Origin of the sequence: Enterococcus sp. NPDC086594 (assembly GCF_044746145.1) — a bacterium.
In the GTDB taxonomy this organism is placed as follows: Bacteria; Bacillota; Bacilli; order Lactobacillales; family Enterococcaceae; genus Enterococcus_D; species Enterococcus_D entomosocium.
Genome location: NZ_JBIVBP010000001.1, coordinates 323,101 through 343,212, shown reverse-complemented (window position 1 = coordinate 343,212; position 20,112 = coordinate 323,101). Strand labels below are relative to the sequence as shown.

General features: G+C 41.3%; 19 protein-coding genes. All 19 read left to right on the top strand.

Features of this window, described 5'->3' with window-relative positions; translation table 11 throughout:
• Positions 1 to 15: 15 nt before the first annotated feature.
• Positions 16 to 771 carry a triose-phosphate isomerase gene (tpiA, locus tag ACIPK1_RS01565; RefSeq protein ID WP_008380860.1) on the top strand — a complete coding sequence of 252 codons (756 nt, stop codon included), beginning with the start codon at positions 16 to 18 and terminating at the stop codon, positions 769 to 771.
• A gap of 112 nt (positions 772 to 883) precedes the next feature.
• Positions 884 to 2,185 (top strand): surface-displayed alpha-enolase, encoded by a 1,302-nt coding sequence (gene eno / locus ACIPK1_RS01560; RefSeq protein WP_005234360.1) that lies wholly within the window; start codon positions 884 to 886, stop codon positions 2,183 to 2,185.
• A gap of 328 nt (positions 2,186 to 2,513) precedes the next feature.
• On the top strand, positions 2,514 to 3,569 hold the full coding sequence (locus tag ACIPK1_RS01555; RefSeq protein ID WP_301389806.1) for a hypothetical protein: 1,056 nt from the start codon (positions 2,514 to 2,516) through the stop codon (positions 3,567 to 3,569).
• A gap of 527 nt (positions 3,570 to 4,096) precedes the next feature.
• A complete protein-coding gene (locus tag ACIPK1_RS01550) occupies positions 4,097 to 7,369 on the top strand; it encodes a Cna B-type domain-containing protein (RefSeq protein WP_400449768.1) in 3,273 nt (1,090 codons plus the stop codon).
• 144 nt (positions 7,370 to 7,513) lie between these two features.
• Complete coding sequence (locus tag ACIPK1_RS01545) at positions 7,514 to 8,470, top strand: alpha/beta hydrolase (RefSeq protein WP_005234368.1); 957 nt, start codon at positions 7,514 to 7,516, stop codon at positions 8,468 to 8,470.
• Positions 8,471 to 8,487: 17 nt separating this feature from the next.
• Positions 8,488 to 8,760 carry a GNAT family N-acetyltransferase gene (locus ACIPK1_RS01540; RefSeq protein WP_301389210.1) on the top strand — a complete coding sequence of 91 codons (273 nt, stop codon included), beginning with the start codon at positions 8,488 to 8,490 and terminating at the stop codon, positions 8,758 to 8,760.
• A gap of 156 nt (positions 8,761 to 8,916) precedes the next feature.
• A complete protein-coding gene (gene secG, locus ACIPK1_RS01535; protein ID WP_005228700.1) occupies positions 8,917 to 9,153 on the top strand; it encodes a preprotein translocase subunit SecG in 237 nt (78 codons plus the stop codon).
• A gap of 123 nt (positions 9,154 to 9,276) precedes the next feature.
• Positions 9,277 to 10,029, top strand: a complete 753-nt coding sequence (locus ACIPK1_RS01530; protein WP_005234371.1) for a carboxylesterase — start codon at positions 9,277 to 9,279, stop codon at positions 10,027 to 10,029.
• Between the two features lie 3 nt (positions 10,030 to 10,032).
• The gene (rnr, locus tag ACIPK1_RS01525; RefSeq protein WP_301389211.1) at positions 10,033 to 12,393 is read left to right on the top strand and encodes a ribonuclease R; all 2,361 of its coding nucleotides are present in this window, start codon (positions 10,033 to 10,035) and stop codon (positions 12,391 to 12,393) included.
• Positions 12,394 to 12,408: 15 nt separating this feature from the next.
• Positions 12,409 to 12,867 carry an SsrA-binding protein SmpB gene (gene smpB / locus ACIPK1_RS01520; protein WP_008380870.1) on the top strand — a complete coding sequence of 153 codons (459 nt, stop codon included), beginning with the start codon at positions 12,409 to 12,411 and terminating at the stop codon, positions 12,865 to 12,867.
• A gap of 293 nt (positions 12,868 to 13,160) precedes the next feature.
• Positions 13,161 to 13,880, top strand: a complete 720-nt coding sequence (gene atpB / locus ACIPK1_RS01515; protein ID WP_008380872.1) for a F0F1 ATP synthase subunit A — start codon at positions 13,161 to 13,163, stop codon at positions 13,878 to 13,880.
• A 32-nt stretch (positions 13,881 to 13,912) separates the two neighbouring features.
• Positions 13,913 to 14,125 (top strand): ATP synthase F0 subunit C, encoded by a 213-nt coding sequence (gene atpE, locus ACIPK1_RS01510; protein ID WP_005228705.1) that lies wholly within the window; start codon positions 13,913 to 13,915, stop codon positions 14,123 to 14,125.
• An 88-nt stretch (positions 14,126 to 14,213) separates the two neighbouring features.
• Entirely contained in the window at positions 14,214 to 14,738 is a 525-nt protein-coding gene (gene atpF, locus ACIPK1_RS01505; RefSeq protein ID WP_005228706.1) for a F0F1 ATP synthase subunit B, read from the top strand.
• The gene (locus ACIPK1_RS01500; RefSeq protein ID WP_005234375.1) at positions 14,725 to 15,267 is read left to right on the top strand and encodes a F0F1 ATP synthase subunit delta; all 543 of its coding nucleotides are present in this window, start codon (positions 14,725 to 14,727) and stop codon (positions 15,265 to 15,267) included. Before atpF ends, ACIPK1_RS01500 begins: the two co-directional genes overlap by 14 nt.
• Before the next feature lie 23 nt (positions 15,268 to 15,290).
• Positions 15,291 to 16,847, top strand: a complete 1,557-nt coding sequence (atpA, locus tag ACIPK1_RS01495; protein WP_008380876.1) for a F0F1 ATP synthase subunit alpha — start codon at positions 15,291 to 15,293, stop codon at positions 16,845 to 16,847.
• A 16-nt stretch (positions 16,848 to 16,863) separates the two neighbouring features.
• Positions 16,864 to 17,766 carry a F0F1 ATP synthase subunit gamma gene (locus tag ACIPK1_RS01490; protein WP_005228710.1) on the top strand — a complete coding sequence of 301 codons (903 nt, stop codon included), beginning with the start codon at positions 16,864 to 16,866 and terminating at the stop codon, positions 17,764 to 17,766.
• 26 nt (positions 17,767 to 17,792) lie between these two features.
• Entirely contained in the window at positions 17,793 to 19,199 is a 1,407-nt protein-coding gene (gene atpD / locus ACIPK1_RS01485; protein WP_005234377.1) for a F0F1 ATP synthase subunit beta, read from the top strand.
• A 31-nt stretch (positions 19,200 to 19,230) separates the two neighbouring features.
• Positions 19,231 to 19,653, top strand: a complete 423-nt coding sequence (locus tag ACIPK1_RS01480) for a F0F1 ATP synthase subunit epsilon (RefSeq protein WP_005228716.1) — start codon at positions 19,231 to 19,233, stop codon at positions 19,651 to 19,653.
• Between the two features lie 158 nt (positions 19,654 to 19,811).
• On the top strand, positions 19,812 to 20,045 hold the full coding sequence (locus tag ACIPK1_RS01475; RefSeq protein ID WP_034878399.1) for a DUF1146 family protein: 234 nt from the start codon (positions 19,812 to 19,814) through the stop codon (positions 20,043 to 20,045).
• Positions 20,046 to 20,112 lie beyond the last annotated feature (67 nt).

The window sequence follows — 20,112 nt, the reverse complement described above, 5'->3', positions numbered from 1 at the left end:
AAGGAGTGCCAGAACATGCGCAAACCAATTATTGCCGGAAACTGGAAAATGAACAAAACTGCGAAAGAAGCAAAAGAATTTGCTGAAGCAGTCAAAACAAAAATTCCTAGCAACGAGACAGTTGACTCTGTGATCGGTTCGCCAGCTTTATTCTTAGAAACATTAGTGAATGCTGCTGAAGGAACAGAATTAAAAATTGCTGCTCAAAACAGCTACTGGGAAAATGAAGGTGCCTTTACTGGCGAAACTTCACCAGCAGCTTTAGCAGATCTAGGTGTTGACTATGTCATCATTGGTCATTCAGAACGTCGTGAATACTTCCATGAGACAGATGAAGACATCAACAAAAAAGCCAAAGCAATCTTTGCAAACGGCATGATCCCAATCCTATGCTGTGGTGAATCTTTAGAAACCTATGAAGCTGGCAAAACAGCGGAGTGGATCGAAGGACAAATCACTGCTGGCTTAGACGGTTTAACAGACGGTCAAGTAAGTAATCTTGTGATTGCTTACGAACCAATCTGGGCGATCGGTACTGGTAAATCAGCGGATGCAAACATCGCAGACGAAATTTGTGGCGTTGTCCGCAAAACCGTTGAAAAATTATACGGCAAAGAAGTTTCAGATAGCGTGCGTATCCAATACGGCGGTTCTGTAAAACCTGAAAACATTGCTGAATACATGGCAAAAGAAAATGTTGACGGAGCATTAGTTGGCGGCGCAAGCTTGCAAGCTGATTCATTCCTAGCATTATTAGATGCTGTAAAATAATTTCATTTTCATGAAAATAACATTTGCAGAATCGTGATTTTTTCACTACAATTAAGTTGTTCGCAAGGGGTATTCCCCTTAAGATAAAACAAACTCAAAGGAGAGACAAAACATGTCAATTATTACTGATGTTTACGCACGCGAAGTCTTAGACTCACGTGGTAACCCAACTATCGAAGTAGAAGTCTACACAGAATCAGGTGCTTTCGGCCGCGGAATGGTTCCTTCAGGAGCTTCAACAGGTGAACACGAAGCAGTTGAATTACGTGATGGCGACAAAGCTCGTTATGGCGGTAAAGGTGTAACGAAAGCAGTTGACAATGTAAATAACATCATTGCAGAAGCTATCATCGGCTACGATGTACGTGACCAAATGGCTATCGATAAAGCAATGATCGCTTTAGACGGAACTCCTAACAAAGGCAAATTAGGCGCAAACGCGATTCTTGGTGTTTCTATCGCTGTTGCTCGTGCAGCTGCTGATTACCTAGAAGTACCTTTATACCACTACTTAGGCGGATTCAATACAAAAGTATTGCCAACTCCTATGATGAACATCATCAACGGTGGTTCTCACTCTGACGCACCAATCGCTTTCCAAGAATTCATGATCTTGCCTGTAGGCGCACCTACATTCAAAGAAGGCTTACGTTGGGGTACTGAAGTATTCCACGCTTTGAAATCAATCTTGTCTAAACGTGGTTTAGAAACTTCAGTAGGTGACGAAGGTGGTTTCGCTCCTCGTTTTGAAGGAACTGAAGACGGTGTTGAAACAATCTTAGAAGCAATCAAAGCTGCTGGTTTAGAACCAGGTAAAGATGTATACCTAGGATTTGACTGTGCATCATCAGAATTCTACGAAAACGGTGTTTACGACTACTCTAAATTTGAAGGCGAAAACGGCGTAAAACGTACTGCTGCTGAACAAGTTGACTACTTAGAAGAATTAGTTAACAAATACCCAATCATCACTATCGAAGACGGTATGGATGAAAACGATTGGGATGGTTGGAAACTATTAACTGAACGCTTAGGCGACAAAGTTCAATTAGTAGGGGATGACTTGTTTGTTACAAATACTGAAATCCTTGAAAAAGGAATCAAAAACGGTATCGGTAACTCAATCCTTATCAAAGTTAACCAAATCGGTACATTGACTGAAACATTCAATGCTATCGAAATGGCGAAAGAAGCTGGTTACACTGCAGTCGTTTCTCACCGTTCAGGTGAAACAGAAGATTCAACAATCTCTGATATCGCTGTTGCAACAAACGCTGGCCAAATCAAAACTGGTTCTCTTTCACGTACTGACCGTATTGCAAAATACAACCAATTACTACGTATCGAAGACCAACTTGGTGAAGTTGCTGAATACAAAGGCTTGCAAGCTTTCTACAACTTAAAAAATAAATAATCTTAGCTTAATCAAACGTTGTCGTTTGGCTGAACTGAAATGATGGTAAAGTCCCCTCATGTGTAAATGACATGAGGGGACTTTTTTACTTACAATTCACGGATCAGGGAGTTTAGCTGAAACAGGTCAACAAAACTGGTTGGTAGATTTATTTAAGTAAAAACCGTGGATTGGTTTTGCTTCATTCAAATTTCGTGAACACTTACTTTTTGATTAACTTTTAATCTGATAAAATTTTCACAGGAATCAAAGTGGAAAAAGAGTTTTTTCGGTATGCTAATTGTATGATAGACTATAGGAAAACTTGGTGTTTTGGGAGAGAATGCTGATGAAAAAATTGTACATAAATAATGTTGTATCAAAGGAAGCAGAACATATTGTTTCGGCTGCAGGGATTATTGACCTATTTCCCAAAGAAGTGATCCTCCAGTATAATTGGCTGATTACAGATTATTCAGGTGACACAAGTATTTTTCGTTCGATTGAAAAGAAGAAGAATGGAAAGTCGCTTATTTGGCTGACCGGCCATAATTTATTGGATACAATCAAAGACACGTATCTTTATGAAGGGGTGTTAACTGGTTTTTTACCCAGTATTACTTTAGATGATCTTTTGTTCTTTGATTCTTACACTGAGTGGGAAGGGTGGAATCGTGATGTAGATCTTCCGTACATTCAGCATCCATTAGGCAGCTTAGAATTAATCATTGATGATGGTAGCTCATATTCTGTCGTTACAGACGATACAGATCTATTGGTATATATAGAAAAGCATTGTAAGGATATAGCTGTGTCTGATTCATGTGATGAAAGACCAGACAGATCGTTTGGCGATCTTTATAGTCAACAGTTGCTACCCACAACTATTGGCAACTGGTGGTTAACCTTTAACGGGGAGCCGATTTCTTTTAAAGTAATCGATGGTCATAGCAATTTTTCGAGTGACTACGGTGAAACTCATCCAGATTGGGTCAACGAAATAATCGGTCGATTTATCTTATTGCCTAATTTAAAAATGATCAAAGGAAAGGGAAAACTTGAGATAAAAACGAATCTTCCTCGACACTCTTTCCGTGATTTTGAAATCGTTAGTGGGGAGCGATACTATGGAGCGCAATATTTGTTAAAAGAATCGGCCAATAACCTTAATTTTGCTGTAGCTCAATATTATGACGATGAATGTTTCCTGAAAAAATCCTGTGGTGTGTATCTTCTTGACAGATCTGACTCGGGGCTCCCAGCTTATTTTATTGAGGGGAATCAAAAGCCAACTGATTTAAGATTTTGTTTGTCATGGGGGGCGTTGAATACTGAGGATTCTTTGTCCTTGGATGTGGCTTGTGGCTTTGATCAAGATGAGATTGTTCAAACTTTTAGTAATTAATAGTGAATGAAAGCTATATAGAAAAAATCTGTTTCTAGTGGATGAATAAGGAACAGGTTTTTTCTATAGTAAGTAAGTTGAAAAAGTTAAGAGAACTTATAAATAAAGGGAAAATAACAGTAAGATTTTAAAGAATCTGCTAAAATTTTTGTAACCGAAAATGAAAATAATATGATTGTTTATGAAAATTTTCATTTTTTATTTACAATTATTATTTTTTGACTAGTGAAATTTTAACGAGTTGCCAATCACTGCTGTTGCTCAAGAGTTTTCAAGGAAAGAACTTTTATCACAAACAAAAGATTCTTTCTTGATTTTGAGTATTTATCATGAAGAAATTGTTCTGCTGTTTTTTAAAACTAAAGAAATTCTATTTCATTTTCACAAGTTCTCCTGAGAGCAAGAATCATTTTATGGTTCTTGCTTTCATTTTTTTCACATAAACAAACTTTGAGGTATTTTGCATTTTGTCTTTTTTCCGATTAGGATAATCACCTGAGTAAAATTTGTTGTTTGGAGGAAGAAAAATGCTTACTTATGTGAAAAAAATAGCTTACCCAATTTTCATGTTGTCCTTGCTTGTCATGTCGTATGTGACGCCATTGTTACCAGTCGTTACAGCTCATGCAAACACCGAGGGAAGCACCAAAACAGTCCTATTTCAGAACGAAAAAGGCACAGCGCAAGTGACCTCATTACCAGATCCTACCACAGGGGAGATCACTTGGACGATCCAAGTAGAAAAGAATCAACAAGCAGCAAATCAACTGGCATTCAGCTTGAGTGAAGGGGAACAAACGGTTCTGCCGAACTCGATTCAAAGTAGCGGCACGCCATTTACATATGATTCGCAAAGACAGCAGTTGATAGAAGAAACTACTAGCAGTTCTTTTAGCCAAATGACGCTAACGTTTCAAACAAAAAGTCTTCAAACATTGACAATCAATTCCGCCTTCCTTCAAACAGATGAAGGAAATGAACAAGTGAAAGAAGACCTCATCAACTCAACAGATGTAGCAGTTGTTCTACCTGAAAATGAATCCACAGAAGCAACGAGTACAGAAGCCGTACTTTCTGAGACTCAGGATCAAACAGTGGCTTCTGAAAAACAGGTTGTAACAACAAGCAGCGAGTCACAACAACAAACGGCGTCAAATACTGCATCAAAAACCATAGAATCAACGCCTGATACCCAAGCAAGTGCGCCAGCAGCTTCACAACTTTCAAGTGGGGGCATTTTTAAAAATGATGTTCCTGAAGTTGATGACGCACTTCTAGGAGAAGCGCAATATTTTCATATTTTTGCTAACCATGCGACGCTAAATACACACACGAACGGAAATTTGGCCGTTGGTGAATTAAACGGAAATGTCAATTTTGGGACCAGTATTCAGGATGGTTCTTTGCCAACAGAAATCAATTATATTCAAAAGATCAATTCCATCGCAAACTCTTCTTTTGTATCAGGAACTGATAGTAGAAAAAACAAAGTTGTTTTTGGCCCATCAGTCACAGTAGATTTAGCAGATCAAAATCAGCAACCTGCCGTTTTTGTAAATGGTCAGAGAATGGATCACTTGAAGACTTCCGAAGTTTTCCAAGATCAATCTGCAAGTGAACCGTATATAGATTTTAAAAAGGTATTTTCAAGGTTACAGGCGACGTCAGAAAGGCTAGGAGCCTATCCGCAAACACCCGGTGTAACCAAAGATTTTACTGATAATAATCAGCGGGTCATCAATACCGCCCGTGCTGAAAATGATACGCAAGAGGTGGTGTTGACCTTAACGGATGAACAAGGAAACCCGCTTGATGACGGTGTTTACGAACTTCAAAATAAAAAGACACATAAAGAGGTTGATGAAGAGGTCACAAATGATGATGGACAAGTAATCGAAACGGATCTTCCAGAAGGGGACTATTCCTTTGTTGAAACAGAAGCGCCAGATGGTTATCTAATCGACAAGAAACCAATTTCCTTTTCGGCAGATACTATTGATGAAGAAGATCAAAAGGTAGTCGTTACACTTTCAAAAACAGAATTAGAAAAAGATACACCAATTACCATCAAAGGGCTAACAAAAGGCACGTCTCCTGTACTCATCAATGTGGATACCGAAGGAGCAAGTACCGTCAATATCAAGTCGCAAATCAAACTAGAATATACAGATGGCACGACGCGCAATAGTCATGAAACAGAAGTGTTTGATGATGCCGTTATCCTATGGAATTTTATTAATCAGCCAGAAAATCAAATGCTTTCGATTAATAGTCCCTTCCAAGGAACGATTTTGGCTGTTGGTGATACAGTTGATGTCCACCAAAATGTTGACGGTAGTATCATTGCTGATACGGTATTGGTCAATGCGGAAACCCACCGCTGGGATCTTCAAGCCAATGAAACGGTTGTACCGATAATCAAACTAGCTGCAATGAATCACCTGCTGTCTCTTGATACAACGACAATCAGCGGAACCAAAACGTGGGACGATTATGACAACAAATTTAATACCCGTCCGACAAGCATTACGGTTCAATTACTGCAAAACGGTGAAGTGTTCCAAACAAAAACGGTTACCCCAAATAAAGAGGGGGAATGGCATTATGAATTTACCGATCTACCAACAACCGACGAATCTGGTCAGACCTATGACTACGCAATTCAAGAAACACCCGTTGATGGGTATACCACCAAAGTAAATGGCTATGACCTAATCAACACCTACCGTAATACCGAAACGACAGAAGTATCAGGAACAAAGACATGGAATGACTATGACAATAAGTTCAATACCCGTCCTGAAAGCATCACTGTCAAACTGATTCAAAATGATAAGGAAATCGACAAGCAAGTCGTAAAATCAGATAACCACGGCAACTGGACCTATCGCTTTGACAATCTGCCTAAGTATGATGCCGAAGGAAAAGTGTACACTTACACGATCCAAGAAGAAAATGTTCCAGAATACACCACCAAAGTAAATGGCTATGACCTAGTCAACACCTACCGTAATACGGAAACAACAACAGTTTCAGGAACGAAAACATGGAATGATAACAACAATCAGCTCAACATCCGACCAGAAAGTATCACTGTCGAATTGATGCAAAATGGTAAAAAGATCGACAATCAAATCGTAAAAGCCGATAAAGAAGGGAACTGGACTTATCACTTCGAGAATCTGCCTAAGTATGATTCCAAGGGAAAAGCCTATGTCTACACGTTTCAAGAAGCAACCGTTTCTGGATATATCAGTGAAGTAAACGGCTATGACCTAGTCAATACGGAAACAACCACAGTTTCAGGCAGAAAAACTTGGAATGACAACGACAACCAATTCAACACCCGCCCTGAAAGCATCACTGTCAAGCTGATGCAAAACGGCGAAAAATACGCAGAAAAAATCGTAAAAGCCGATAAAAAAGGCAACTGGACCTATCGCTTTGATAAGCTGCCAAAATACGATGCCGAAGGAAAAGCCTATACCTACACGATCCAAGAAGTAAAAATTCCAGATTACACCACCAAAATAAATGGCTATAACTTAGTCAACACTTATACAGGGCCAGAGACACCGAAAACCCCGAGTGATCCTAAAAAGCCGCAGGTCCCGTTATCACCTAAAAAGCCAGATACATCTAAACAACCGGAAGATGACAACAAGAATGACGCAAACCATGCGACTACTGAAAAACGATTGCCTAAGACAAACGAGCGCTCTTCTTATGTGTGGAGTATCCTTGGAAGTATTTTACTCGTTACAAGCGTTGGGATACTTTATCGACGAAAACATAGTTAACCAATCAAAACTTTGTCCTGCTTCTCTGCTAGAAGTCAGTACAAAGATTTTTTCTTAAAAAAGTATAGGACTTATTTAAGACTTGCGACAAAACTTTGGCTGAAAACCGGTGTAAATGGTAAACTAAAATGAAGGGGGGATCCTATGGTTTGGCTATTGCTACTACTGCTAATTTTTATTTTTTTGGTGTACTATGTATATCGCACGTCTGTGATGAAAAAGGGCGTACGCTATTTTGTTTCGGCAATTATTATGCGTAACAATGAATGGTATGAAAAAGAAGGCAGAAAGAAACTGGGGATTCCATACAAAGAGCGGATCGCGAAAAGCAGTTCGGCTTTTTGGTCACAAGGTTCGGAATGTACGGTAACGACCACCGATGATCTGATCCTGAGAGCAGAAGTCTTTGATCAGTGTGCTAAAACGTGGGTGATCTGCTTGCATGGGTATCGCAGTGATGGGCAAGCAGACTGTCAAGATGCGGCCGAGAAATTCTGGGCTGCGGGTTACAATGTTTTAGTTCCTGATTTGCGTGGACATGGCCGTAGTGAAGGCAAAGAGATCGGCTTAGGGTGGCTAGATCGGATGGATCTGCTTTTGTGGATCGATAAGATTTTGGAAAAAGACCCACAAACCCAAATCTTCCTCTATGGTTTAGGGATGGGAGCGGCGACTTTGCTGCTGGCCAGTGGAGAAGTCATGCCGGTGCAAGTTGCGGGTTTGATCTCAGACAGCAGTTATACGTCCGTTTATAGTGCCATTCGGGCAAGTCTACCACAATTTTCTCGGTTACCCGTCAAGCGCTTTTTGCGATTAGCCAATCGTTACAGTAAACACTTAGTCGGCTACCCCTTCCTACAAATCTCAGTGACCCGACAAGTCGGCAGCAACCATTTACCTGTGCTGTTTTTACAAGGAGAAAAGGATACGTTTCTTTCTGAAAAAGAAATCAATACTTTAATGGAAGCAACGGCTGGGCCGAAACAAAAAGTCCTTTTTCCCAATATGGGACATTTACAGGCAGTTAAAGATGCCCCAGAATATTGGCCAACCGTTTTGCAATTTATTGAGAATATCAAACAAAAAACAGACATTGTCTGATAGAAAGGGCGAAAACAATGGAAATAAAAGAAGAAAACAAGCGTTTTGCTTTATATGATGGAGAAACAGAAATTGGTGAGATTACATGGCAAGAAACACCAGATGATGTACTTGAAGTTGATCACACCTTCCTCAACCCTGATTATCGTGGACAGCAATTGGCGCAAAAATTGCTCAAAGCAGTTGTTGAAAAAGCACGACGGGAAGAGAAAAAAATTATGCCTGTCTGCTCCTTTGCGGTTAAAGAGTTCAAAGAAAAACCAGAATATGATGACGTACTCGTTCGCTGATTTGAACGAAAGCGATCTATGAGAAAAAGGCTGTCAGAAAGGACAGTCTTTTTTTTAAACCGTCACGCAACGAGCAATGACAAAAAGGGAGTAGTAATTTCTAGCGGAAAATGCTAAAATAGAAAGGACGACTTTAGCAAGCAAGGAGGAGCTAACGTGTATAATATCTTATTAACTGCTGTAATTGTTATTTCGATTTTAATGGTCATTACGATCATGATGCAGCCTAGCAAGCAAAATAGTGCAGCTAGTGCCTTTACTGGCGGTGCGGATCAATTGTTTGGTAAGCAAAAAGCCCGTGGATTTGAAGCAGTGATGCAGCGCTCAACGGCCATTTTAGGTTTTGTTTGGATGGTCTTGCTCTTTATTTTGGCTTTTCTTTCATCAAACTAATCATTTTGCTAGCGAACCTCTCGTAAAGAGAGGTTTTTTTCTTTTTAAGGGTAAGATTTTGATCGCATTTGTCGAAGTATTCTTCTTAACTATGGTAGAATTGGACGTGAGGTGAAAGGAAACATGAAAACATTTAATCAACCAAAACCGGTTTTTGCTGAACACGGCAAGCGAGCAGTCATTTTGTTCCATGCCTATTCAGGTAGTCCTAACGATGTGCGTATGCTTTGTCGTTCGTTAGAACAAAAAGACTACACGGTTTATACGCCGATGTTTACTGGACATGGTACGCCCAATCCAGATGATATCTTAAATCAAGGGATGGCTGTTTGGCAGCAGGATGCTGCAGATGCAGTTACTTATGTAAGAGAAAAAGGCTATGAAGAAGTTGCCGTTCTTGGACTTTCGATGGGCGGGATTTTAGCGATGGATCGTTTGACACAAGATCCAACATTGATGGGGGGCGGACTGTTTTGTTCGCCACTATTTGAAACCAAGAATGAAGTGCCAGTCAATTTTGAAAAGTATGCTGAAATGGTCATACCCTATGCTGATTTAGACGAGGCGACCCAAAAAGAAATATTGGCAGAAGTCCCTCGTAAGGTCAGAGAGCAACTGCAAGGGATCGAAACAGTCGGACAAACCACAGCTGGGCATTTAGGGAAAATCGAGCGCCCAGTCTTTCTAGCACAAGCAGGAAAGGATCAAATGATCGATCCACAGACGGTTTTCAAAACAGCAGGGGCACTGTCCCATGTTCCCTATACGCTTCAATGGTATCCCGAAAGCGGTCATGTGGTGACCGTTGGACCAGAACGGAAAAAATTAGAGCAGGATGTGTTTGCTTTCTTAGAAACACTTGCTTGGAAAGAGTGAGTTATGACAGAAACGATTAAAACAAAAATTATTCAGTTTCTCGAAGAAAGCCGCAAAAAAAGTTTTTCAATGGAAGAAATTGCTGAAGGTCTAGGACTTCAAAAAAGTACAGACTTTAAGAATCTTGTCCAGACAGTAGCGGCGATGGAACGAGAAGGCAGCGTGATTTTTAACAAAAAAGGCAAAGTGAAATTACCGATGAAACGAGTGTTTGTGGAAGGAACCTTCCGTGCCAACGAGCGGGGCTTCGGCTTTGTCACGTTGGATGAAGAAGAAGACGATATTTATATCCCTAAAGAAGCAACAGGCTATGCCATGGACGGCGATACCGTTGCTGTGGACATCGTGCACGTTGCGGATCCTTTCTCAGATCGTGGTGCAGAGGGGAAAGTCGTTGAGATCAAACAACGGGCCATCAGTCAGTTGGTCGGCGAGTTTACATTATTTGATGAAAAAGAGATCGAAGAGTCGGATCTATATGGCGTTGTTCAGCCTAAAGATAAAAAACTAAGTGAATTAAAGGTGTTTATTGGTGCTCAAGGGATTCGACCTGTAGATGGGAGCATTGTGATCGTTGAAATCAGCCATTACCCAGAAAAAGGTTATTCGAAAAGCTTAGAGGGGTTGATCACGAAAGTTGTAGGACATAAAAACGATCCTGGAATGGATATATTATCGATCGTCGTGGCGAACGGGATTCCAACAAAATTCGAGGAAGAAACCTTAGCAGCGGCAGATGCAGTACCAGATACGATCGATCCTGCCGACTTTCCGGAACGGCGGGATTTACGAGATCAACAGATTGTAACAATCGATGGAGCGGATGCCAAAGATTTGGATGATGCGGTGACCGTAAAAGCATTGCCTGACGGTAGCTTCTATTTGGGCGTGCATATCGCCGATGTTTCTTATTATGTGACCGAAAACAGCGCATTGGATAAAGAAGCGTTTGATCGGGGAACGAGTGTCTATCTTACGGATCGTGTGATTCCGATGATCCCACAGCGTTTATCAAACGGGATCTGTTCGTTGAATCCGAATGTCCCAAGGTTGACTATGAGCTGTGAAATGTGGATCAACCAAGAGGGGATCGTCACGGATTACAATATTTTCCAAAGTATTATTCAAACAAGTGCCCGTATGACCTATCAGGCAGTCAATCAAATTATTGAAGAGAATGATCCGAAAACCACCAAAGAGTATGCGGAACTAGTACCGATGTTTCATGATATGGGCGCCTTGCATCACGTGTTAGAAGCGATGCGCATCAAACGTGGGGCAGTTTCTTTTGAAGACCGAGAAGCAAAAGTCTTGGTCGATGGAGAAGGACACCCGCAAGAAATCGTTCTACGAGCACGGGGCGTCGGCGAACGATTGATCGAATCATTCATGTTGGCAGCCAATGAAACCGTGGCGCGTCATTTCAATCAGAAGCATTTACCATTTATTTACCGGATCCATGAGGAACCAAAAGAAGAGAAAATGCGCCGCTTCTTTGATTTTGCATCTGCTTTAGGGATCGTAGTCAAGCAGACCAATGGCTCGATCTCACCAAAACAATTGCAAAAAGTTGTTGAAGATGTCGCAGATAAGCCAGAGGCAATGGTTGTCAATACGATGCTACTAAGAAGTATGCAACAAGCGAAGTATTCTGAAGAAAACGTCGGTCACTATGGTTTGGCAGCGGAAGATTATACCCACTTCACGTCACCGATCCGTCGTTATCCCGACTTGATCGTGCATCGTTTGATTCGATCTTACAGTGAAGATGTCTCAGAAGCCAACCAAAACAAATGGGCTGAAATCTTGCCGGACATCGCGCTGCACAGCTCCCAAATGGAACGACGAGCAGTCGATGCAGAAAGAGAAGTCGATGCGCTTAAAAAAGCTGAGTATATGGCCGATAAAGTAGGAGAAGAGTTTGACGGTATCATCAGTTCCGTCGTTAAGTTTGGTTTGTTTATTGAATTGCCTAACACGATTGAAGGGTTGATCCATATCAATAATCTGAAGCAAGATTACTTCCATTATTTGGAAAACCATCTGGCACTTGTGGGTGAACGGACAGGCCTGACCTTTAAAATTGGTCAGAAAGTTCGCATCAAAGTCGTAAAGGCTGATCCAGAAACAAGAGAGATCGATTTCGAACTGGTAGCAGCAGAAGAAGTTGAAAAACTGCAAGCACCAAAAGCCAACAAACGTAACAACAATCAAAAAAATGAAGCTAGCCGCCGTGGAAAAAAACAACGAAACCCTGAGAAAAACCAAGGGAAACGCTTTGAGCAATCAGGCAAAGGCAAGCCGAAAAAAGCTGGCAAAGTGAAAAAGAAAAAACCTTTTTACAAAGGAATCAAGAAAAAATAATTGGAGGGATGGCCCGTGCCTAAAGGAGAAGGGAAATTAATCGCCCAAAACAAAAAGGCCCGCCATGATTACACGATCCTCGATACGATCGAAGCGGGGATCGTCTTACAGGGAACCGAGATCAAGGCGATCCGTAACAGTCGGATCAATTTGAAAGACGGCTTTGTACGTATTCGTAACGGTGAGGCATTCTTAGTCAATGTGCATATCAGCCCTTACGAGCAAGGAAACATTTTTAATCATGATCCACTACGGACAAGAAAACTGTTACTGCATAAAAAGCAGATTGCTCGTCTGATTGGCGAAACAAAAAATACCGGCATGACGATCGTTCCGTTAAAGGTGTATATCAAGGATGGTTATGCCAAAGTTTTGATTGGTTTAGCGAAAGGAAAACGCGAATATGACAAGCGGGAATCCTTGAAACGCAAAGATCAAGAAAGACAAATTGACCGAGTTCTTAGAAATTTCTAATTTTCTAAGAACTTCTTTTAGAATCCGATAGAGGTTATTGCTTTGAAAATCACGCTAAATTTGGTAGCATTTAAGGGAAAGCTGTTGATATAACAGGCTTTTTCTTCCACATAGCGACACGGGGATTTTTCATTTAATTTAGGATTTTTGGCATTGTGAGTTTTTTGTCTAATTTTCTTGAAAATGCTTTGAAATTTTCCATTCGTGGTGGTATGATACCGATTGTTATGAGAGGAAACGCATTGTAACACCAGATTTTTTTCTGGAGATGACAGGAAAAGAGGTGAGAAAGATTGGAAGATAAATCGCTTATGTTTCATATCGGTCCTATATGGTTTGATGGAACTGTAGCTATGATGACAATCATTTCTTGTATTATTGTTTTTTTGGTGGTCTTTATTTGTACACGTAATCTGCAAATGAAACCGAAAGGGAAGCAGAACTTCATTGAATGGGTCATTGACTTTGTTCGTGGTATCGTAGCGGACAATCTACCAGGATCTCAAGTGAACAACTTTCATTTGCTCGGTGTAACAATGTTTCTTTTTGTGTTTGTGGCAAATGAGATCGGGTTAGTCACAAAAATTGTGACGACAGATGACATTACCTTGTGGAAAAGTCCGACAGCAGACCCGTTTGTTACATTGACACTTGCACTTATGGTTATTTCCTTGACACATTTCTTTGGGATCAAGTCGTTGGGCTTCAAAAATTACTTGATCAATTCGTACTTAAAACCGGTGGGGTTCTTATTGCCGCTAAAAATCATCGAAGAATTTACGAATGTCATCACGTTAGGCTTACGTTTATATGGGAATATATTCGCGGGAGAAGTGTTATTAGGATTGATTGCCAACATGTTTATTAGTCTTGGTTGGTGGTCATTGCCGATCGTGATGCCGCTAGAAATGATCTGGATTGGCTTCTCGCTCTTTATTGGAGCGATCCAAGCTTATGTATTTGTTACATTGACCATGGTATTTATGAGCCACAAAATCGTGGCAGAACATTAATCGAATCGACATACAATTAGGAGGAAAAAAGAATGAACTTTATTGGAGCAGGATTAGCAATTATCGGAGCAGCAATTGGTGCAGGGTATGGTAACGGACAAGTAATCGCAAAAACGATCGAATCAATGGCACGCCAACCTGAAATGTCAGGTCAACTACGTTCAACAATGTTTATCGGGGTAGCGTTAGTCGAAGCTGTACCGATTCTAGGGGTAGTTATCGCGCTGTTATTAGTCTTCCGATAAGACAAGCACGAAAAGGCAGAAACGAACAATTGCACTCGTTTTTGCTTTTTTCTAATGAAACAATGACTTTCAGAAAGGAAGAATCGTTATGCTAAATCAGTTGGTTATAGCGGAAGTTCAAAATCCAATGCTTGGCAATATTATCGTTGTCAGCGGATCAATTCTTCTTTTGCTATTCTTATTGAAACATTTTGCATGGGATGCCATCAGCAGCATGATGCAAAAACGGGAAGATAAAATCGCCAATGATTTGGATTCAGCGGAACAATCACGCTTGAATGCAGCAAAATTAGAAAAAGAACGCCAAGAAAAATTGGCACGTTCTCATTCTGAAGCTGCGGAGATCATCAAGAGCGCCAAAGATAGCGGGGAATTGAGTCGGCAAAATATTTTGAGCGAGACCAAAGAAGAAGTGGCTCGTTTGAAAGAAAAAGCAAACTCAGATATCACCCTTGAAAAAGAAACTGCGTTAAAAGAAGTGAAAGATGATGTTGCAGAACTTTCGCTTCAAATCGCAGAAAAAATCTTAGGCCGCGAATTGACTCCCGAAAATCATGAATCCCTAATCAATCAATATATCGAAGGATTGGGTTCAGTTAATGAAACTCGATAAATTCACAGTGGGAAAACGTTATGGAAAAGCGTTGTTCGAATTGGCGATGGAAGAACAGCGCTTGACAGAAGTTTACCAAGAATTATTGACCTTGCGTCAGATTTATCAGGAAATTCCAACATTCGGCCAAATCGTGACCGATAACCGTTTGGATCTTCATGAGAAAAGACAATTAGTCGATCAATTGCTGAAGGGCTTTGAAGGTTTAGTCAGAAATTTCTTGGAGATCGTTTACGAATATGATCGCATGGATGATTTATTGCTGATCATTGATGAATACGAACGTCGTTACGATGAATATCAAGGTCTTGTTCTCGGAACGATCACAACGGCTGTTGCTTTGTCAGCAGAACAAAAAAGCAAAATCGAAAAGCAAATCGCCGATAAGCTTGGGTACAAGCAGGCACAATTGAAAGAAACGATCGATCCAACGATTTTAGGCGGTGTCATCGTTGAAGCAAATCATCAAGTGATCGACGGTAGTATTAAGAGTCAACTGGATTATCTGCGACAAAAAATCGGCAGATAAACAAGAGATAAGAGGTGAATCGGATGGCCATCAAAGCAGAAGAAATTAGTGCCTTGATCAAAGAGCAAATTAAAAATTATCAGAACGAACTTTCTGTAGAAGAAATCGGTACTGTCACATATGTTGGGGACGGGATCGCCCGCGCCCACGGTTTAGAAAATGCCATGAGTGGAGAACTGCTTGAGTTTTCAAACGGTTCTTATGGGATGGCACAAAACTTAGAGTCAAACGATGTCGGAATCATCATCCTAGGTGATTTTGAAACCATTCGTGAAGGGGACAAAGTAAAACGAACCGGTAAAATCATGGAAGTTCCTGTCGGCGATGCATTAATTGGCCGGGTAGTAAATCCATTAGGGCAACCAATCGATGGTTTAGGTCCGATCGAAACAGATAAATCACGCCCAGTCGAAGCAGCTGCACCAGGTGTTATGCAACGGAAATCCGTTTCGGAACCAATGCAAACAGGGTTGAAAGCTATTGATGCTTTAGTACCAATCGGTCGTGGCCAACGGGAATTAGTCATCGGTGACCGGAAAACCGGAAAAACAACGATCGCTATTGATGCGATCATCAACCAAAAAGGGCAAGACATGATCTGTATTTATGTCGCAATTGGCCAAAAAGATTCAACTGTTCGTGCACAAGTGGAAACATTGCGTCGTTACGGGGCCCTTGATTACACGATCGTGGTCTCAGCAGGTGCTTCACAACCAGCACCACTGCTTTATATCGCACCTTATGCGGGGGCTGCGATGGGGGAAGAATTCATGTATAACGGCAAACATGTTTTGATCGTCTTTGATGACTTATCAAAACAAGCGGTCGCTTATCGTGAACTTTCTCTACTTCTACGTCGTCCGCCAGGTCGTGAAGCATACCCAGGGGATGTCTTCTACTTGCATTCTCGTTTATTGGAACGTGCAGCGAAATTAAGTGATGAACTAGGTGGTGGATCGATGACGGCATTGCCGTTTGTTGAAACACAAGCAGGGGATATTTCAGCCTATATCCCAACCAACGTGATTTCTATCACAGATGGACAAATTTTCTTAGAAAACGACCTTTTCTATTCTGGTGTTCGTCCTGCCGTAGCGGCTGGATTATCCGTTTCACGGGTTGGTGGTTCTGCGCAGATCAAAGCAATGAAAAAAGTTGCCGGTACCTTGCGTTTGGACTTGGCTAGCTATCGCGAACTAGAGGCCTTTACGCAGTTTGGGTCTGATCTAGATGCTGCAACACAAGCCAAATTAAACCGCGGTCGTCGAACCGTTGAAATCTTGAAGCAAAAACTGCATGAACCACTGGCAGTAGAAAAACAAGTCGTGATTCTTTATGCCTTGACGCATGGATTCATTGATAGTGTACCAGTCAATAAACTATTGGACTTTGAAGCAGAATTATTTGAATATATCGAAGCAAATGCAGCGACGATTTTTGAAACCATTCGGACAACGAAAGACTTGCCAGAAGAAAGCTTGTTAGATGACACCATTAAAGCATTCAAAGATATTTTCATGGCATCCAACGGTTCTCGGGTGACACCCCAAGATAAAATATCGACAATGCAAAACGCATAAAAAGAGGTGAGAGAAAATGGCTGCTTCATTAAATGAAATCAAGCAACGAATTGCCTCAACAAAAAAAACCAGCCAAATCACAAAGGCCATGCAAATGGTTTCAGCTGCAAAATTAACAAAATCTGAAGCTCATTCGAAACAGTTTCAAGTGTATGCCAACAAAGTACGTGAAATCGTTACGCATTTAACTGCGCAGCAGCTTTCCGATCTTGCAGGTTCTGGTCCAAAAGATGGTGTGAACTATAACAGTATGTTGGTTAGTCGTCCGGTCAAACGCACAGGCTACATCGTCATCACTTCTGATGGCGGTCTAGTGGGCGGCTACAATAGTTCCATCTTGAAGCAAATGATGACCATGCTGGATGAAGACCATGCAAAAGAAGAAGAGTATGTCATGATTGCCATTGGTGCAACTGGCGCTGACTTTTTCAAAGCACGGGGCATCAATTTGGCGTACGAGCTAAGAAACCTTTCGGATCAACCAAGCTTTGACGAGGTGCGTAAAATCGTAACATTGGCGACAACGATGTACCAAAACGAAGTCTTCGATGAATTATATGTGTGTTATAACCATCACATCAACTCATTGACTAGCCAATTTCGTGTGGAGAAAATGTTGCCGATTTCCGATCTAGATCCTGAAGAAGCCGAAAGTTATGAACAAGAATACTTGTTTGAACCTTCCAGAGAAGCAATTTTGAATCAATTACTGCCTCAATACGCTGAAAGCTTGATTTATGGTGCGATTGTTGACGCAAAAACAGCCGAGCATGCTGCCGGAATGACAGCGATGAAAACAGCAACAGATAATGCCAAAAATATTATTGGGGACTTGACGATCTCTTATAACCGAGCGCGCCAAGGAGCGATCACCCAAGAAATTACTGAAATTGTGGCGGGGGCATCCGCGTTAGAATAGTTTCAAGAACGAATGGAGGAATACGAATGAGTTCAGGCAAGATTGTTCAAGTCATTGGTCCCGTTGTTGACGTGGAATTCTCTCTAGACCAATCATTACCAGATATCAACAATGCGTTGATTGTTTACAAAAAAGATGAGCAGAAAACAAAAGTTGTGTTAGAAGCTGCCTTAGAACTTGGCGACGGCGTTATCCGTACGATTGCCATGGAATCAACAGATGGCTTACAACGAGGAATGGAAGTAATCGATACAGGCGCCTCCATTTCTGTTCCAGTTGGGACAGAAACCTTAGGACGGGTGTTTAATGTCTTAGGGGACACTATCGATTTAGAAGCACCGTTTCCTGAAGAAGCACCCCGCAGTGGGATCCACAAAAAAGCTCCTGACTTTGATGAATTGTCAACAAGTACCGAGATCCTTGAGACTGGGATCAAAGTTATCGACTTATTAGCCCCTTATTTAAAAGGGGGGAAAGTTGGTCTTTTCGGTGGTGCCGGTGTTGGTAAAACTGTCTTGATCCAAGAACTGATCCACAACATTGCCCAAGAGCATGGGGGGATCTCTGTCTTCACAGGTGTTGGTGAACGGACACGTGAAGGAAACGACCTTTATAATGAAATGAAAGAATCTGGCGTTATCGAAAAAACAGCCATGGTGTTTGGACAAATGAACGAACCACCAGGTGCCCGGATGCGGGTTGCCTTGACTGGGTTGACCTTAGCGGAGTACTTCCGCGATGTAGAAGGACAAGACGTGCTCTTGTTTATCGATAATATCTTCCGATTTACTCAAGCTGGTTCTGAAGTATCTGCCTTACTAGGTCGGATGCCTTCTGCCGTTGGATATCAACCGACACTAGCAACCGAAATGGGACAATTGCAAGAACGGATCACTTCAACAAAAAAAGGATCGGTTACTTCTATTCAAGCAATCTATGTTCCTGCCGATGACTACACGGACCCGGCACCAGCGACTGCTTTTGCCCATTTAGATGCAACAACCAACTTGGAACGTAAATTGACTGAACAAGGGATCTATCCAGCTGTTGATCCGCTAGCTTCTTCTTCTAGTGCGTTAGCACCTGAAATCGTTGGTGAAAAACACTATGAAGTAGCGACTGAAGTACAGCATGCGTTGCAACGTTATCGCGAACTACAAGACATCATCGCTATCTTAGGGATGGATGAGTTGTCTGATGAAGAAAAAACGTTAGTGGCTCGTGCGCGTCGGATCCAATTCTTCTTGTCGCAAAACTTCCACGTAGCGGAACAGTTTACTGGACAACCTGGTTCTTATGTACCAGTTGAAGAAACGATCAAAGGCTTTGCTGAGATTCTTGAAGGAAAATATGATGATCTTCCAGAAGAAGCCTTCCGTAGTGTAGGACGAATTGAAGACGTCATTGAAAAAGCGAAAAAAATTGGCTATTAATTAACCAGCCTTGAAGAAAGAGGGGAACCTCATGGATCAATTTTTAACAGTCAATGTGGTGACACCTGCTGGTTTGGTTTACGATCATCACGCGAAAATCGTGGTTGCACGTACGACAGATGGTGAGATCGGTATTTTGCCGCATCATGCCCCAATCATCGTTCCTTTGACGATTGATGAAGTCCGGGTCAAACGGATCGATTCAGATACTCACGTCGACTGGGTCGCCGTTAATGGCGGTATCCTTGAAGTGCGGGACAATGTTGTCTCCATCGTAGCCGATAGTGCGGAACGTGATCGTGATATCGACGTTTCACGGGCAGAAAGAGCAAAACAACGTGCAGAACGTCAAATCGAAGAGGCCAAACAAGTCGAAGATATCGACCAGCTTCGTCGCGCAACGGTTGCTTTGCACCGCGCCATTAATCGAATCAACGTGTCAAAACATTCCTAAAAAAACAAGGGCATCTTGCCTTTGTTTTTTTTTATTCGAGAAAACGTTTTAAAAACTTTTTAAAGTCTTTTCATGAAGGTTTCAAGAAAGATTATTTTTTATCTTGACATCTTTGTGGTATGATAGGAATGTTCAATTATGAAAAAGGAGCAGGAAGTATGCAAGTGTATGGAATTGATGCAATCATTCGAATCGTGAGTCATTTAGCGTTCATCTATTTAGCATTTTGGGCATTGCAATCTGTGCGGATCGATGCTTTTTTTAAAGCCTTACGAACGACTCAGATACGAATGATCATGGTGTTTCTTGCGATTGCATTAGGCTACACCGCCAGTACTTTTTTCCTTGAGTTGATTGCGTTATGTCGTAATTTATTTTTAACAGGTTTTTAAGAATTTCATTAATATATGCAAAAACACCGAATATTATGCTATAATTGGCAAGATTTGTGTGAGTCAC

Excerpts from the sequence above, each read along its gene's own strand:
- ACIPK1_RS01530 (WP_005234371.1), top strand. The coding sequence starts at position 9,277 with ATGAAAACATTTAATCAACCAAAACCGGTTTTTGCTGAACACGGCAAG.
- ACIPK1_RS01500 (WP_005234375.1), top strand. The coding sequence starts at position 14,725 with ATGAAACTCGATAAATTCACAGTGGGAAAACGTTATGGAAAAGCGTTG.
- ACIPK1_RS01490 (WP_005228710.1), top strand. The coding sequence starts at position 16,864 with ATGGCTGCTTCATTAAATGAAATCAAGCAACGAATTGCCTCAACAAAA.
- tpiA (WP_008380860.1), top strand. The coding sequence starts at position 16 with ATGCGCAAACCAATTATTGCCGGAAACTGGAAAATGAACAAAACTGCG.
- atpE (WP_005228705.1), top strand. The coding sequence starts at position 13,913 with ATGAACTTTATTGGAGCAGGATTAGCAATTATCGGAGCAGCAATTGGT.
- ACIPK1_RS01475 (WP_034878399.1), top strand. The coding sequence starts at position 19,812 with ATGCAAGTGTATGGAATTGATGCAATCATTCGAATCGTGAGTCATTTA.
- ACIPK1_RS01545 (WP_005234368.1), top strand. The coding sequence starts at position 7,514 with ATGGTTTGGCTATTGCTACTACTGCTAATTTTTATTTTTTTGGTGTAC.
- eno (WP_005234360.1), top strand. The coding sequence starts at position 884 with ATGTCAATTATTACTGATGTTTACGCACGCGAAGTCTTAGACTCACGT.
- ACIPK1_RS01555 (WP_301389806.1), top strand. The coding sequence starts at position 2,514 with ATGAAAAAATTGTACATAAATAATGTTGTATCAAAGGAAGCAGAACAT.
- ACIPK1_RS01550 (WP_400449768.1), top strand. The coding sequence starts at position 4,097 with ATGCTTACTTATGTGAAAAAAATAGCTTACCCAATTTTCATGTTGTCC.
- ACIPK1_RS01540 (WP_301389210.1), top strand. The coding sequence starts at position 8,488 with ATGGAAATAAAAGAAGAAAACAAGCGTTTTGCTTTATATGATGGAGAA.
- rnr (WP_301389211.1), top strand. The coding sequence starts at position 10,033 with ATGACAGAAACGATTAAAACAAAAATTATTCAGTTTCTCGAAGAAAGC.
- atpD (WP_005234377.1), top strand. The coding sequence starts at position 17,793 with ATGAGTTCAGGCAAGATTGTTCAAGTCATTGGTCCCGTTGTTGACGTG.
- ACIPK1_RS01480 (WP_005228716.1), top strand. The coding sequence starts at position 19,231 with ATGGATCAATTTTTAACAGTCAATGTGGTGACACCTGCTGGTTTGGTT.
- atpA (WP_008380876.1), top strand. The coding sequence starts at position 15,291 with ATGGCCATCAAAGCAGAAGAAATTAGTGCCTTGATCAAAGAGCAAATT.
- atpF (WP_005228706.1), top strand. The coding sequence starts at position 14,214 with ATGCTAAATCAGTTGGTTATAGCGGAAGTTCAAAATCCAATGCTTGGC.